At 50.5% G+C, this 13,060-nt stretch carries 16 protein-coding genes; 6 read left to right on the top strand and 10 right to left on the bottom strand.

Going from position 1 to position 13,060, the window contains the following annotated elements; genetic code table 11:
• Positions 1-8: 8 nt before the first annotated feature.
• The 3 genes from ACYVB1_RS08100 to ACYVB1_RS08110 are packed head-to-tail and all read left to right on the top strand — an operon-like array spanning position 9 to position 1,791.
• On the top strand, positions 9-194 hold the full coding sequence (locus tag ACYVB1_RS08100; RefSeq protein ID WP_460922558.1) for a hypothetical protein: 186 nt from the start codon (positions 9-11) through the stop codon (positions 192-194).
• Positions 195-203: 9 nt separating this feature from the next.
• Positions 204-1,166 carry an alpha/beta fold hydrolase gene (locus tag ACYVB1_RS08105; protein WP_460922560.1) on the top strand — a complete coding sequence of 321 codons (963 nt, stop codon included), beginning with the start codon at positions 204-206 and terminating at the stop codon, positions 1,164-1,166.
• A gap of 58 nt (positions 1,167-1,224) precedes the next feature.
• Positions 1,225-1,791, top strand: a complete 567-nt coding sequence (locus tag ACYVB1_RS08110; protein WP_460922563.1) for a hypothetical protein — start codon at positions 1,225-1,227, stop codon at positions 1,789-1,791.
• 76 nt (positions 1,792-1,867) lie between these two features.
• Here the strand turns inward: ACYVB1_RS08110 and ACYVB1_RS08115 are convergent, their stop codons facing one another.
• A complete protein-coding gene (locus ACYVB1_RS08115; protein WP_460922566.1) occupies positions 1,868-2,362 on the bottom strand; it encodes a peroxiredoxin in 495 nt (164 codons plus the stop codon).
• Positions 2,363-2,497: 135 nt separating this feature from the next.
• On the opposite strand from ACYVB1_RS08115, the gene ACYVB1_RS08120 reads away from it, so the two are divergent.
• From ACYVB1_RS08120 to ACYVB1_RS08130, 3 genes are read left to right on the top strand one after another with little or no spacing between them, the layout of a single operon-like run.
• Positions 2,498-3,190 carry a glycosyltransferase family 2 protein gene (locus ACYVB1_RS08120; RefSeq protein WP_460922569.1) on the top strand — a complete coding sequence of 231 codons (693 nt, stop codon included), beginning with the start codon at positions 2,498-2,500 and terminating at the stop codon, positions 3,188-3,190.
• A gap of 9 nt (positions 3,191-3,199) precedes the next feature.
• Entirely contained in the window at positions 3,200-4,678 is a 1,479-nt protein-coding gene (locus tag ACYVB1_RS08125; RefSeq protein WP_460922572.1) for a cellulose synthase family protein, read from the top strand.
• Positions 4,679-4,680: 2 nt separating this feature from the next.
• Positions 4,681-6,051: a glycosyltransferase 87 family protein gene (locus ACYVB1_RS08130; RefSeq protein ID WP_460922575.1), complete on the top strand. Its 1,371-nt coding sequence runs from the start codon at positions 4,681-4,683 to the stop codon at positions 6,049-6,051.
• 21 nt (positions 6,052-6,072) lie between these two features.
• On the opposite strand, the gene ACYVB1_RS08135 is transcribed toward ACYVB1_RS08130, so the two are convergent.
• From ACYVB1_RS08135 to ACYVB1_RS08175, 9 genes are all read right to left on the bottom strand, one after another.
• Positions 6,073-6,753, bottom strand: a complete 681-nt coding sequence (locus tag ACYVB1_RS08135) for a DUF2461 domain-containing protein (RefSeq protein ID WP_460922578.1) — start codon at positions 6,751-6,753, stop codon at positions 6,073-6,075.
• 145 nt (positions 6,754-6,898) lie between these two features.
• Entirely contained in the window at positions 6,899-7,495 is a 597-nt protein-coding gene (locus ACYVB1_RS08140; protein WP_460922581.1) for a TIGR04282 family arsenosugar biosynthesis glycosyltransferase, read from the bottom strand.
• A 46-nt stretch (positions 7,496-7,541) separates the two neighbouring features.
• Positions 7,542-8,609 (bottom strand): arsenosugar biosynthesis radical SAM (seleno)protein ArsS, encoded by a 1,068-nt coding sequence (gene arsS, locus ACYVB1_RS08145; protein ID WP_460922585.1) that lies wholly within the window; start codon positions 8,607-8,609, stop codon positions 7,542-7,544.
• A 3-nt stretch (positions 8,610-8,612) separates the two neighbouring features.
• Entirely contained in the window at positions 8,613-8,948 is a 336-nt protein-coding gene (locus ACYVB1_RS08150) for an arsenosugar biosynthesis-associated peroxidase-like protein (RefSeq protein WP_460922588.1), read from the bottom strand.
• Between the two features lie 189 nt (positions 8,949-9,137).
• Entirely contained in the window at positions 9,138-9,860 is a 723-nt protein-coding gene (locus ACYVB1_RS08155) for a TIGR04282 family arsenosugar biosynthesis glycosyltransferase (protein WP_460922591.1), read from the bottom strand.
• Between the two features lie 341 nt (positions 9,861-10,201).
• Positions 10,202-11,041, bottom strand: a complete 840-nt coding sequence (locus tag ACYVB1_RS08160) for an anti-sigma factor (RefSeq protein ID WP_460922594.1) — start codon at positions 11,039-11,041, stop codon at positions 10,202-10,204.
• Positions 11,034-11,588: an RNA polymerase sigma factor gene (locus tag ACYVB1_RS08165; protein WP_460922597.1), complete on the bottom strand. Its 555-nt coding sequence runs from the start codon at positions 11,586-11,588 to the stop codon at positions 11,034-11,036. Before ACYVB1_RS08165 ends, ACYVB1_RS08160 begins: the two co-directional genes overlap by 8 nt.
• 303 nt (positions 11,589-11,891) lie before the next feature.
• Entirely contained in the window at positions 11,892-12,656 is a 765-nt protein-coding gene (locus ACYVB1_RS08170) for a YdcF family protein (RefSeq protein ID WP_460922600.1), read from the bottom strand.
• Between the two features lie 157 nt (positions 12,657-12,813).
• On the bottom strand, positions 12,814-13,035 hold the full coding sequence (locus ACYVB1_RS08175) for a DUF2905 domain-containing protein (protein WP_460922603.1): 222 nt from the start codon (positions 13,033-13,035) through the stop codon (positions 12,814-12,816).
• Positions 13,036-13,060: the final 25 nt, after the last annotated feature.

Here is a 13,060-nt window from a genome sequence, read left to right on the forward strand (position 1 = left end):
TGCTTTCCATGATAAATTTTATCCTGCTCATACTTTGCCGGCTGGTTGGCACAAGTATTTTTAGCCAAACACAAACCCCGAACTATAACCTGGCTTTGGAGGGAAGTGGCATAGGGGGTATTGCTGTCATTATTCCGGCAGGTTTTGCCCAGGTTCTGCCGGCAGGACCCAAAGGCTTCATGATTTCCAACTAACGCAACCACATGGCAGAAACTGCTACTCTACCCCTGCAAAAAGATTCTATTTACATTCCGGTTACCGCCACCGACACACTGCATCTGAAACGCTTCAGCCAGGCCCAACAAGGGCCGCCGGTGTTACTGGTACATGGCTCAATCGAGAACGGGCATATCTTTTACTCCAAATCGGGGAAGGGCCTTGCACCATTCCTGGCGCAACAGGGCTACGATGTGTTTGTGGCTGACCTGCGGGGCCGGGGCAAAAGCAAGCCTTCCATTTCAGGGGAATCCGATTTTGGCTTAACCCACACCCTGGAAGAAGACTTTCCAGCATTCATCAACAAGATAAAAGAACTGAAAGGGGATGTGCCGCAGTTCTGGGGCGCCCACTCCTGGGGAGGCGTGCTGATGCTGGCTTACCTCGCCCGCCCCGTTGTGCCGGTAAAAGTACAGGCCATGGCTTTTTTTGCCACCAAACGCCGCATCAGTATCTGGAGCCCTAAAAAGTTTTTTATGGTAGATGTGATGTGGAACTGGGTGGCCAAAGCAGCTGTGGCTGTCACCGGCGCCCTGCCAGCCGAGAAGCTGCAGATGGGCTCTGACCGTGAAACACGCCTCACCCACCTGCAAACACACGAATGGGTGATAAACAAACGTTGGCTCCATTGGCACGACAGGTTTGATTATGCCGCTGCCCTGCAGCAAATGGAGTTACCGCCTACCCTATACTTAACCGGAGCAAAAGACGACGTGCTGGGCAACCCGGTAGATGTAGAAAAGCTCTTACTTGAAACGGGTAGCGAGGCGGCAGCTTTCCGGGTGCTGGGGAAGGCCAATGGCCACTTGCACGACTACGATCATGTCACAATCATGACGCACAAGGATGCAGTACGGGACCATTTCCCGATGGTGGTAAAATGGTTCAGAAAGTCAGGGCAACTGCAACCTATTGAAACAAAACTGGGTCAGCGTTATGGCGCAACCTGAGACTTCCTTTAATTTTAACCGGAAAAAAACAATCAAGAAAGTACGTACCCCTTAGAAAATGAAGATTAGCCTCCACTCCTTTTTCCTGTTACTCCTGGCAACTGCCGTGCTCACCTCCTGCGAAAAGTGCGGCAATGTAACTATATCATCACCAACCGCAGCGGATGCGGAGTGGCTTCCTTACCGGCAAAATGACACCATCCGGTTCATGACTGAATTGAATGAGACGATAGTGTACACCCGCTCCGGCATCTTTGCCCAGGAGTTTCCCGGAGAAGGTTTCTCTGCCACTGATGAATGTATCGAGAAAGTAAACGTGCAGATTCGTTCTGTGATTGGTGACATCAGGGACAACCGGCCTTCGCTGGCAACACGCATCCTACGCAAGCCTGATGACCTGCAGGTGGAACTGAGTGTGGCAGACATGGGAGTATGGGAGGTAAACGATGAGGCGCCAGCGTACGAAAGCCTTGAGGTGAATGGACAGTTGTACGACAATGTGTATGAGGTAATCACGAACAGCACCGATGGAGGGGGTGTAAGGCGCATTTTGTACAACAAACAGTATGGCTTTCTGAGCGTGGAGTTCAACGACGGTAGATTCCTGAACCGGAGGCCTGCTTAACCTTTAAGCGTGTCGAAACAAAAAGGGCTACCCGATTATCCAGGCAGCCCTTTTTACCATGTGGTCAGGCATCTGTTTACTTTTGTTCCTCTTTGATGCTACGCAATACCTCAATTGCAGTAATAATGTGCTCCAGCGGCTTAGACATGGAGTTGTAAATGGCACGCACCCTTTTTGATTTATCTATGATATAGGTCACGCGCCCCGGAAACACGCCTAACTGGCGTGGCACTCCATAAATACTCCGTATCTGGCCACCTTTGTCGCTCAGCAGTGTGAAGGGCAGGTGATACACCCGCTCAAACTTCTTGTGCGACTGCAGGCTGTCAGAACTTACCCCAACCACTTCAGCATCATATTCCTTAAACTGTTCGTACTGGTTGCGGAATTCACAGGCCTGTTTTGTACAGCCGGGGGTACTATCTTTCGGGTAAAAATATAGCACCACGTTCTTCTCCTTCAGCAGGTCATGCAGGCGGAACAAACCACCATCCTGCCTTTGCAGTTCGAAGTCAGGAGCCAAGTCCCCCTCCTTCACTGCATCCTCCTTTAAAAGTGCTTCAAGTATCATAACTAGCTTATTGCAAACTTCATGCAAAAAATTCTGGGTGCAAAGGTAACCTGTGTTATGGCAAAGTTCCAAAGATGAAGCGCATTAATAGCATCAGAAATAGAATTTGAACATCTTTGTGCCCACGTTTACATTATGCCCCGAATCAACGTTATCATTCCTGCTTACAACGAGGAACGTTCTATCTCAAAAGTGCTGCATGCCATACCGGCAGGCTTTGTAGAGGAGGTAATTGTGGTCAATAACAACTCCAGCGACCGCACCTCCTGGGTTGCCGCCGCTGCCGGTGCTACCGTGCTGGAAGAACCCAACCCCGGCTATGGAAACGCTTGCCTCAAAGGCATAGCCTATGCCGCTGCCAAACCCACTCATACACGCCCAGATATCCTTGTTTTCCTGGATGGTGATTTTTCTGATTACCCAGAGGAGATGCCACAGCTGGTGCAGCCCATTCTGGACGGGCAGGCAGAAATGGTGATAGGCTCCAGGGCTTTGGGCAGGCGCGCCGCAGGTGCCATGCTGCCACAGCAGCTTTTCGGCAACTGGCTCGCCACCACCCTGCTGCGCTGGCTTTACAAGGCACGCTTCACTGACCTTGGGCCGTTCAGGGCAATCAAACTAGACACACTACTGGCACTCACCATGCGCGACCGCACCTATGGCTGGACAGTAGAAATGCAGGCAAAAGCAGCAAAGCAGAAAATCCGGTATACAGAAGTACCGGTAACATACCGCAAACGGATAGGCACTTCCAAAGTTTCAGGCACTGTAAAGGGCACCGTGATGGCAGGTTATAAAATCATTCTGACTATCTTTAAGTATCTTTAAACCCCTTGTATGAGCGTTGCAGAAGGATTGATGCTGGTTGTGTATGGTCTGTGCCTTGCCTTCATCTTCTGCTATAGTATGGCCCAGCTGCACCTTACCTTTCTCTACTGGCTCCGCCGCAGTAGCCGCACACAAAGCCATAAAAAAGTCGGTGTACAGCAACAGGACTGGTCAGCCATAACCGTGCAGCTCCCTGTGTACAACGAACGCTATGTGGTAGCACGCCTGCTAGACGCGGTGGCCGCTTTTGATTACCCGCACAACCGCCTGCAGATTCAGGTCCTCGATGACTCTACAGATGACACCTCCACAATCATTGAAGACAAAATAAAATCATACCCTCATCTGGATATACAGCACATCCGACGCCCTGAACGCATTGGGTATAAAGCCGGGGCCTTGCAACATGGGCTGGCACAGGCTACCGGAGAATTTGTAGCTATTTTTGATGCCGATTTCTTACCCAAGTCTGACTTTCTGAAACAGACGATTTCTGCTTTCACAGAAAACAACATCGGCGTGGTGCAGACCCGCTGGAGCCACCTGAACAGCAGTTACTCGTTGCTGACGCGGCTGCAGGCTTTTGGGCTGAATGCACATTTCACTGTGGAACAGACAGGTCGGAACAGCGGTGGCCATTTTATCAATTTTAATGGTACGGCCGGTATATGGCGGAAGGCGTGCATTCTGGATGCTGGTGGCTGGCAGGCTGACACACTCACGGAAGACCTTGACCTGAGCTACAGGGCGCAACTCCGGGGCTGGCAGTTCCTTTTTCTGGAAGATGTGGAGGCACCAGCTGAACTACCCGCCGCCATGGGTGCTTTAAAATCGCAGCAGTTCCGGTGGACGAAAGGAGCCGCAGAAACTGCCCGCAAACATTTGGGACGGGTAATGCGCTCGAGCGCATCACTCCCTACCAAACTGCACGCTTTTTTTCATTTACTCAACAGTGGTATCTTTATCTGTGTGCTGTTAACGGCAGTATTAAGTGTACCGGTGCTCTACCTTAAAAAAGAGGCACCGGAACTGGCGTCATTGTTTAAGCTGGGCTATGGTCTGCTGTTAAGCCTGGTCGCCCTAATTGCTTTTTACTGGTCAGCCCAGTATTCCCGCAGTGCCTCTGCCTGGCACACTACGTTGCGCTTTGTGCCGGAATTCATCCTTTTCCTGTCCATATCGATGGGGCTTTCGCTGCACAACAGCCTGGCCGTGCTGGAAGGCTACCTTGGTAAAAAAACACCGTTTGTCCGGACGCCGAAATACAACATTCTGCACGCCAAGGACTCTTGGCGGCAACAGGCTTACAGCATGAAAAGTATAAGCCCTGTAACACTAGTCGAGGGGCTACTGGCGCTCTACTTTTTATATGCCATAAGCCTGGCATTCAGGCTGGGGAACTATGGCCAGCTGCCCTTTCACGTGATGCTGGCCTTCGGGTTCGGCTCTGTGTTCTTTTATTCTCTTTTCCATAGCAGGAAAGCCTGAGTATGACAAAAAGCAACACGACAAGTTATATAGCAACAGGCATTTCGGCACTGGTTTACCTTGCTTTGGCCTATGCCACACCACGCACGGATTTTCCGCAGCTGCTGGTATTGTACGCAATTGTCTTTTCCTGCTACCTCTACCTCATTAACACCCGCTTTAACGTGTGGTACGGCATTGGAACGGCAGTTCTGTTCCGGCTCCTGTTTCTGTTTGCTGCGCCTGCTTTGTCAGATGACTTTTACCGTTTTGTATGGGATGGCAGGTTGTTGGCCGCTGGTGAGAATCCGTACCTGCACGTGCCGCAGTTTTATATTTCCGGTGAAGAACAGCCTTTGGACGGACTTACCACTGAACTATACCAACAGCTTAATTCCCCGAACTACTACAGCGTATATCCGCCTGTGGCGCAGGCTGTTTTCTGGCTGGCTGCTGCGCCTTTTCCAGGCAACCTGTGGGGCAGCTTGCTGGTGATGCGGATAGTACTGCTGTTGGCTGAAGTGGGAAGCATTCTGTTGCTGCTGCGCCTGCTCCGTAAAATGGCCCTGCCAGACAAGCATGTGCTGTTCTACGCCCTGAACCCGCTGGTAATACTAGAGCTCGTGGGAAACCTCCACTTCGAAGCGCTGATGATCTTTTTCCTGCTTCTCTTCCTGCTCCAGCTTTTTTACCAGCGCTTTACCATGGCAGGCATTGCCTTTGGCCTGTCTATCGGCACAAAGCTGCTGCCTCTCCTGTTTTTGCCTTTCGTGCTCCGCAGACTCGGCCTGCGCAGGTTCCTGATTTTCGGTGCTGCTGCAGGACTAACCGTGGCAGCTGTATTTTACCCGCTGCTATCGAAAGAAGTAATACAGCACATTTTCCAGAGCCTGTACTTGTATTTCCAGAAATTCGAGTTTAACGCCAGCGTTTATTATGTGCTGCGCTGGCTCGGCTATCAACTGGCTGGCTTTAACATTATTCAGGTGCTGGGGCCTTTGCTTTCACTGGCCACGCTGCTCCTCATTGTTTACTTAGCCTCTTCCAGAAAGCTGGGCTCCATTCGCAGGCTTTCAGGGTATATGGCAGCCGCCTTAACTATTTACCTGTTATTGGCTACCACCGTGCATCCCTGGTACCTTACCACGCTCGTCGCACTCACCACCATGAGCCGCTTCCGCTTTGCTGTGGCATGGTCCGGTCTGGCCATCTTGTCGTATGCCGCCTACCAAACAAGTTCTACTACCGAACATACAGGTTTCCTCCTGCTGGAGTACACGCTGGTGTTCCTGTGGCTGCTGGCAGAAATTTACCTCTACCGCCAGCGACAGCGCCACGCAAACCTGGAAGCGGAAACAGGTAAAACAACAGCCAATGAACAAGGGCAGGCTTAAGGGTAGACGCAGTCAGTTACCTTAGTCCTCCACATCCTGCAGCGGCTGCATCAGGAAATCGTTAAACGGTTTCAGGGCCTGAAAAGCATCCAGCACCACCTGAACAAAGTTATCCTGCAGCACTGTCTCGTCTGCTAAAGGCATCACAGCATTCCAGCTCTTATGGCGCAGGTAGTGGATAGCCGGGTTCTCTTTATCATAGCCTTTTGGTGTGGTTTTGAGTTGTTCCCCCTGCAAATCACCAAAGCGCTTTTTGAAGTCTGCAGCCTCCACAATTTCTTTGAAAGCATCCAGGTTGTAATCTATCTCCTGGCGTACTGCCTTTAGCTGATCGGAAGGCGGCATCCACAGTCCCCCGGCAACAAAGGAGTTGTTGTTGCCGGCCAGGTGCAGGTAATAGCCCGGTAAAGTTGACTTTCTACCACCCTCGGCCACGTAGGCCCCGAAATGGTCTTTGAAAGGTCTTTTGTCTTTTGAGAAACGTATATCACGGTAAATTCGAAATACCAGATCCTTGCCTCTTTGCCCGCGCGCTGCCGGCTCAAACTGTTGCATCTCCTGCAGGAGATCATCTAAAAAGCTGATGTAGTTTTTACGTGAGGCGTCGTAGCGGCTTTTATGCTCTGCAAACCACTCCCGGGTATTATGCTCTGCCAATTCGGCCAAAAATTCAAGCGTGGACTTCTGTATGATGGTTGACATGGACTGTTTATACTTCTTTTATGCTGGTTAGTTTTGCTCCTTTCAAAGCAGTTAGCTTATCCGTGGCAAGACAAGTTTATCATATTTCTTGATGTTCTTTGTACTCCTGATAAGTAAAGCTGAAGCAACTTTACACCCTCTCGTATCAGGACAGGAAGCGGGCATCCAGGTCTTCCACGTAATCGACATCTGAAAGAGAGGGAAGCAACGCGTGCGATAGCTGCAGTCGCTCCACGTCCTGAAGTGTGTCCGGAAAGACATGCCTGGTGCTCCAGCGCTTGTTCCGGAACAGCTCTGGGTACAGCCGGTTCATGCCCAGCAGGTAATACCCGCCATCCAGCGCCGGCCCTATAACCACATCATGCTGTTCCAGTTGCCGATAAGCCTGCAAAACAATGTCTGCCGTCAACTGCAGGCAGTCACTGCCAATTATCACAACAGCGGTATAGCCCTCGGCAAAGGCAGCAGCAAAAGCACCCTCCATCTTCTCTCCTAAATCGCCCTGCGGTTGCACCTGCTTTTGGTAATGCTCGTTTGGCCACAGGTCGTTTGTGTCCACAGCATTGGAGTAATACACCAGCTTCTGTACGGGCAATCCTTTCGTAACCTGGCAGGTATGCCGGAGCAGTTGCAGGTATATATCTAACGCCTTTTCCTCTCCTACGGCTGCCGCCAGGCGAGTTTTCACCTTGCCCAGTTCAGGGTTGCGCACAAAGAGCATCAACAGCTTTTTATCATCCATATGTATTCAAAACGCCAACAACAAACTTCTGATAACTAATAACCACTCACTTCACCGTTTCGCCACCACAGCTTGAGCCGGCCCCGGCTGTGCAGCCATAGCAGTGCTGATTTAGCACAATGCTGCGCTGGTCCAGGCTTGCGGTATCAAAATCGCGGATGTGCCGGGGGGAATTCTTCGCCACCTGCAGCTCCAGCATTTGGTTAAAGTCACAATCGTAGAGATAGCCGTCCCAGCCAACGGAAATGGTATTGCGGCACATTACCCCTGCTGCAGCCACAGGGTTAAAAGCATTCACCAGTTTCTCCATATAGCCATCGTAGTTACCGCTCTGTACGAGGTAATCCAGGAAGCGGCTGACCGGCAGGTTCGTGATGCAGAAAAGGTTGTTGAACTGAATGTTGTAACCACTACGCAGCCTGCGCTTAAACTCTGCCTCCAGCGAGGCCTGCGCACCTGGAAGAAAGGCCCCGGATGGATTGTAGACCAGGTCCAGCAGCAGGTTGCTGCCTTCCATCCCATATCCCACCTCGTTGAGCATCTGCAGTGCTTTGATGGATTTATCAAACACACCATCGCCCCGTTGCGCATCCGTGCGCGAAGCCTGGAAATACGGCAGGGAGGACACCACGTGCACCCCATGCTTCTGAAAGAACTCCGGCAGGTCGTGGTACTTTTTATTTGCCAGGATGATGGTGAGGTTACAGCGCACTATCACCTGCCGCCCCAACTTCGATAGTTCTTCCACAAACCAGCGGAAGTCCGGGTTCATCTCCGGCGCGCCACCTGTCAGGTCTACAGTCCTTATTTGGGGCGATTGATTCAGCGCATCCAGGCACAACTGCATCGTTTCACGCGTCATGTTCTCCCTGCGGTCCGGCCCGGCATCCACATGGCAGTGCTTGCAGGTCTGGTTACACATTTTGCCCATGTTCACCTGCAGGATGGTGGTGCCTGTCGGCTTCAGCGGGTAAAGCTCGTGCTCCTGCAGGCGCTTTGCAAAAGCCGGAAAACGGGTACCATGTTGCGTTGGCGCCTGGAGCACATTCAGCTGAAAAGAAGAATCCGACAGCTCATGCTGCCGGCCCTTTAATGATTTGACAGAGGTTTCCATAGGCTACATTGTCAGTTCTTTGATCTTGTTCATCATCTGCACACCATGCACAAGTGCTGCCCCACCCTTGATGGCTGCTGCCACATGCACCGCTTCCATCATCTGGTTTTCATCTGCTCCTTTTTCCAGGCAGCCGGTGGTGTAGGCGTCAATGCAATACGGGCATTGCACTGCATGCGACACAGCAAGGGCAATCAGTGCTTTCTCGCGTTCCGTTAATGCGCCCTCTTTGAATACCTCGCCATAGTAGTCAAAGAACTTGCGGCCCATTTCTGGCTGAAGCTCAGAGATATTGCCAAATTTTGAGAGGTCAGCCGGGTTATAGTAGGTCTTTTCCATGATTTTTTCTTTTATGAATGATGTATGGTTACAGCAGAACAGCAGCCTGAACTTTGCTCCTGCCCTGTTTTTTATTTTCTTCCTGAAAATTAAAATGAATAGGATTCGCCTCCTGCAGCTATAGTGCAGGGGCAGAATTGCTTCAACAGCAACCTGTAAGGGGCTGCAATGTTTTAGAATACAAATAAGTTACAGCTGTTGCAGTGGAGGCGGGCGCAACAGCAGGACTTGAAGATGTTTATCAAATGGCTGAATAAGCAGGCGCCGGAAAGCACGTGCCTGTGCTGCTCCTTTTGACAGTATGGAAAGGAGTTGTTTTCTCAGCCTGTTCAGTACTGGCAATTGTTGCAGCAGAAGGTTAAGGTCTTCCCCTGAGTCAACGTCTGCTTTTACCTGCAGAAACCCAAGAGCATGCAGCGGCACCCCCTGCTGAAAGGCGTATGAGGCTAGCTCCTGCATGACCTGGTCCGTTTGCCAGTTTAGCAAGGCAAAGGCCTCAGGGTTAAAGTTGTCTGCATGCATCCCGGTAAGCCAGGCGCCGCCGTCAGCGGCAGGACCTGCGACGATGCATCGCTCCTGCAAAACATGTTTTGCCTGCAGCAAGTCTGCCGCGGTCAAAGTGGGGCAGTCGCTCCCCACACAAATCACCCGTTGATAGCCCGCCTGAAAGGCATCACGGAAAGCATTTGCCAAACGCTCCCCAAACGTGCTTCCGCTCTGCTGCTCTGTAAAAACAGTAAGGAAAGGAATACCCGACTTTTTTATGGTCCTGAGTGTGTGCCTGAGCAGGGCCAAGGCAACCTTCTGATTTACATGCGCGCTGTGTCCGGAAGAAAAAATCTTTGACTTTACTTCGTGTTCTGCTGCATGTGCAAACAGGAGAATGGCGGTATTGGGGGGAGCGTGAAACAACAGAGACTTTGTATTACTTTCTTTTACCTGCTACAGTACATTTAAGTTCTTTTCTCATATAAGCTTACCTATTTCTAAATATACTCATAATACCTGATTCATTAGGAGGAAAAGCAGTATAACGGCTTCACATGCACCCGGGTGTACAGAATATTCTCCCGGAAAAACAATTAAACAATGTTACCCTGCCTGGCAGCCATTGTATCAGAGATACAGGCGCCTGCCATAAAAGATACCAGAAGAATAAAGCCTGCTCCATCTCCTATCGGAAGAGCAGGCTTTTCTCCTTATCAGCATGAAGGAGTACCTTGCACAGGCCTATGGATTAGGTACTCCCGCCATTATGATTCTGTTTCTCCCATTACATAGAGTTGGTCCAGGCTAGGGTTCACACTACCGCCGGCCGGCTCCAGTGTAACAGCAAAAGCCTGAGCGGCACCAATGGGCTTCATCTGCTGCATCGGGTACTGTTTCCCCTCCACGTTGATCAAGCCCGCATCGATGGGTTTGCCATCCAGCAAGGCCCACAACTGGTACTGCTTTCCGGCGGGCGGATCAGGCAGTTGTACGGCATCCACAAACACTTCCTGCTGTTCCGGATTCCAGTACACCAGCACATTCGCCTCAGGGTGAGCCTCCACGCCCTGTAGCCTTACAGATTGAAAATTTTCGTCCCGGAGCACTCGCAGGATCTGTTCCTGCTGTTCTAAGCGGTTTGAGGTGGTTTGGTAGTTCTGTGCAAGCATTTGCTGGGAAACCAGCGCTTCGGCCAGCTTTTCCTCTGCTTCCTGCCAGTTCTGGTAAAAGCGGATACTCATAAAGCCGGACAAAAGAAACAGCGCGATACTTGCCGCAAACATCCATTTATAAGCAGAACCCACCCGGTGTTCGTCTTCTACAGGGTACAACGGCCGGACAGTCTGCTCTTCCGCCTCTGAGGCGGAAACAGGTCCCTGCACCACTATCTGTTCAAGAACCCTTGCTTTCAGGGCAGCAGACGGCTTTACAGCATGCAGAGTAGCGTATTGTTCCATTACGGCACAAGCTTCCTCTAAGGCAATGCGTATTTCCGGCGAACCGGCAGCCATGCCCTCTACTTCCAGCCTTTCCTCCTCACTCAGTGCACCTGCGGCATATAGTTCCAGCACTCCGGACGCTATGTAGTCCTCTTCGTTATTCACGTCCTTTAAACAGTTTTCCTAAAGTTTTTATTGCACTTCTAGCCCTTGTCTTCACGGTGCCCAGCGGAATACTAAACTCCTCTGCAATCTCACTCTGCGTCAGTCCCTCAAAGTACATCAAATCGATAATCTGCTTCTGCTCAGGGCTTAACTTCTCGGTTACTTCACGTAGCCCGATATGCTCTGGTTTAAATTCCGATGAACCATGGATGGCTCGCGGTGAAGCAGGTATTTCGTTTGTTTTTTGACTTACGCGATATTGTTTCGAGCGGATTTTATCGATAGCCAGATTTCTGCAGATGTTTATCATCCAGGTAAACAACCGGCCTTTCGAGGCATCATAACTTTGAAAAGAGCTCCATATTTTAACAAAAGCCTCCTGCAGCACATCCTCAGCAGTCTCTTCTTCTTTGATAATTTGCAACACTACACCAAACAACGTGGGGCTATACATGTCATATAGCAACGACACAGCCGATGCATCCTGCGACCGGAGTCGGGCTACCAGTTCCTCCTCCGTAATAGTTTTGGTTGGTTGGTTCTGCAATGTCTTAAATTAAGGCGCTGCCTGGGGTATTCAGGTGCTTGAATGTAATAAAAATTTTGGAAAACTAGTCTTTAAACTATTCCTGACACAAAAGGTTTTTGGTACTATTCTCTGTGTACAAAAGTCTAAAAATTAGTGTTCAGACACAGACAGCCGCTTTTTGTAGCATCGGGCTAAAGCCAATGATTCCGGGGCCATATCTCAATCAGCAGGCACCCAGATTCCTACTCTAGCGTAGTAAAATTTAATGCTACTCAAATGTGATTGTCGCTACAGTTTTCAACGCTGCTTTAGTACCCACACTTAACAATAACCCATGATTTTGTAGACAATGTAACCTGATATTTCGTGTATGAGCAGGTGCCAGTTGCTGAAGGCATGGATACTGGGTATGATGAATTCATCCGGTGTAAAGCGTCGCTCAGAGGCGTAAAAATCGGTGCTAAAGGGAGTAGCGCTGACACCTGCTTTTTCAAAGCACCCGGCTGACCGGCGCATATGAAAGGCAGAAGTCACCAGCAGCAGGTCCTGCCACTCCGGGTGTTGCTCTAAAAGCCGGGCGGTGTTGACAGCATTTTCATGGGTGTTGCGGCTGTTTCCTTCAGTTATGATGGCTTCTTCCGGCACACCGGCCATGAGCAGCACCTTCTCTACCTGCTCCGCCTCAGGCACTGCATTGGCCAATACGTGCCCGCTACCACCCGTAATCAGGAACTTGTCTATTTTGCCCATGCGGTACAGCTGCAGCGGGTGCAGGAAGCGATCAGCCCCCTTATGGGTGTGGATTCTGTCCGGAATATCCTCCCGGTAACCGGTAACCCCCGTCAGGATAACAGCCACATCAAACTGCTCCAGCTCATTTACCGGTTTGGCCTTTACCTCCCAGGCCCGCCAGGCTTCGTTTGCCAAGAAGGGGTTAGAGAAGATAAGGAGTATCGCGAGCGCTGCCAGCAGGCTGATGCGCCTTATCTTTACTGATTTGAGAAACACAGCCAGCAGCAAAAGGACCAGCACCCAGATAAAGGGCATCAGAAAAAAATGTAAGGTCTTGGAAAGGATGAAAAACATTGCCTTGGGTTTAAAAGAAAAGCCAAAGCAACAGGAAAGCAAGCACCACTGCCCGGATGATAATCACATCTTTGTGCAGCTTTGCTTTCCTCTGATTCTGGTATTCCTTTGGCAGTGGCAATTTAGGCAATATGCCTGCAGCATAAAAAACCTACGGCTAGAAGAATTTACGGAACAGCCACATCAGAACTGAGAAAAGGATGCTTAGCAGAATCATACTGGTGATGGGGGCATAGAAGCGCATATTCTTCCGTTCTACGCGTACGTCGCCAGGCAAGTGGCCAAACCACCCGAACTTGTCACCTGCCAGCCACACTACCAGCCCTACCACCACCAGTATCACACCGAGTAAGACAATTGTTTTTCCTATAGGTTGCATGGGTTCTTCTGGATGATATTTAAAT

It is taken from the genome of Pontibacter brevis (assembly GCF_054779655.1).